This window comes from Streptomyces sp. NPDC006544, from assembly GCF_040611715.1.
In the GTDB taxonomy this organism is placed as follows: domain Bacteria; phylum Actinomycetota; class Actinomycetes; order Streptomycetales; family Streptomycetaceae; genus Streptomyces.
On the sequence record NZ_JBEXOV010000223.1, the window covers coordinates 1 to 1,456 of the forward strand.

General features: G+C 69.6%; 1 protein-coding gene. It reads left to right on the forward strand.

Going from position 1 to position 1,456, the window contains the following annotated elements; translation table 11 throughout:
- On the forward strand, positions 1-1,456 hold a 1,456-nt coding region (locus ABZY44_RS37680; protein WP_356662063.1), incomplete at both ends, for a dihydropteroate synthase.

Below are 1,456 nucleotides of genomic sequence, written 5' to 3' on the forward strand. Positions count from 1 at the left end.
AACGCCGGCCTCCCGGTCCTCGGCAAGAACGGCGCCCACTACCCGCTCTCCGCCCCCGAGCTCGCCGACGCCCAGGAATCCTTCGTCCGCGACTATGGGCTCTCCCTCGTCGGCGGCTGCTGCGGCACCACCCCCGAACACCTGAAGGCCGTGGTCCACAGAGTGCGCGGCATCGCCCCCGGCGCCCGCGACCCGCGGCCGGAGGCGGGCGCCTCCTCGCTCTACTCCACGGTCCCCTTCCGCCAGGACGCCTCGTACCTGGCGATCGGCGAGCGGACGAACGCCAACGGCTCGAAGAAGTTCCGCGACGCCATGCTGGAAGCCCGCTGGGACGACTGCGTGGAGATGGCCCGCGACCAGATCCGCGAGGGCGCCCACCTGCTCGACCTGTGCGTGGACTACGTGGGCCGCGACGGCGTCGCCGACATGAAGGAACTCGCCGGCCGCTTCGCGACCGCCTCCACCCTGCCGATCGTCCTGGACTCCACCGAGCTTCCCGTCCTGCGGGCCGGCCTGGAGAAGCTCGGCGGCCGCGCCGTCATCAACTCCGTCAACTTCGAGGACGGCGACGGGCCGGAGTCCCGGTTCTCGCAGGTCTCGAAGCTGGCCGTCGAGCACGGCGCGGCGCTGATCGCGCTGACCATCGACGAGGAGGGCCAAGCCCGCACCGCCGAGCACAAGGTCGCCATCGCCGAGCGGCTCATCGACAACCTGACGGGGAACTGGGGGGTGCGCGAGTCGGACATCCTCATCGACACGCTGACGTTCACCATCTGCACCGGCCAGGAGGAGTCCCGCGGCGACGGCATCGCCACCATCGAGGCCATCCGCGAGCTCAAGCGCCGACGGCCGGACGTCCAGACCACGCTCGGCCTGTCGAACATCTCCTTCGGCCTCAACCCGGCCGCCCGCATCGTCCTGAACTCGGTCTTCCTCGACGAATGCGTCAAGGCCGGGCTCGATTCGGCGATCGTCCACGCGAGCAAGATCCTGCCCATCGCCCGCCTCGAGGAGGAGCAGGTCAAAGTCGCCCTCGACCTGGTCTACGACCGGCGCGCGGAGGGCTACGACCCGCTGCAGAAGCTCATGGAGCTCTTCGACGGGGTCAACACCAAGTCGATGAAGGACGGCCGGGCCGAGGAGCTCCTCGCGCTGCCGCTCGACGAACGGCTGCAGCGCCGCATCATCGACGGCGAGAAGAACGGCCTGGGGGAGGACCTCGACGAGGCCCTGCTGACCCGCCCGGCCCTGGACATCGTCAACGACACCCTCCTCGAGGGCATGAAGGTCGTGGGCGAACTCTTCGGCTCCGGCCAGATGCAGCTCCCCTTCGTCCTGCAGTCCGCCGAGGTCATGAAGACCGCCGTCGCGCACCTCGAACCGCACATGGAGAAGACCGACGACGACGGCAAGGGCACCATCGTCCTCGCCACCGTCCGCGGCGACGTCCACGACA